We start from the raw sequence: 610 nt of genomic DNA, 5'->3' as shown, positions 1-610 counted from the left end.
ACCACGTTACAACGAATTCCGTCGCCAGATTGGTTTGAATCCGATTACCAAGTTTGAGGATTTAACTGAAGACCCTACAACTTTGGCTGAATTGAAGCGTGTTTATAACAATGACATTGAGCAGATCGATGCTTTGGTGGGTCAGCTAGCTGAAACAGTGCGTCCTGATGGCTTTGCCTTTGGTGAGACGGCTTTCCAGGTCTTTATCCTGAATGCTTCTCGTCGTTTGATGACAGACCGTTTCTATACTGAAAGCTATACACCTGAAGTGTACACGCAAGAAGGTATCGACTGGGTAGAAAATAACACCATGGTTGACGTGATTCGTCGTCACTTCCCCGAGCTAGAGTTAAGCTTAACGGGTGTAGATAATGCCTTTAAACCATGGGGTTTGAAGATTCCAGATAACTACAAAGAGTGGTCAGCTTGTGATAAAGAGCAGCTCTTATGGACGAACGGTGCAATGCGTACTGAATATGATGCAGGAGAGCGTCCAGGGTTAACTGATATCGATATTGGTGGCCTGATTAATACGGTACTTTGGGAAAAAGTAAATCGTAAGGACGATGTCGCGCCACTCGGTTATGAAAAGCCAATCCATGCTCACGCA

At 44.9% G+C, this 610-nt stretch carries 1 protein-coding gene; it reads left to right on the top strand.

Going from position 1 to position 610, the window contains the following annotated elements:
* The coding region (locus tag A3761_RS04840) for a peroxidase family protein (RefSeq protein WP_304439585.1) at nt 1-610 on the top strand (610 nt) is incomplete at both ends.

Source organism: Oleiphilus sp. HI0123 (assembly GCF_001635315.1).
This window is presented reverse-complemented; position numbering and strand designations above follow the sequence as displayed.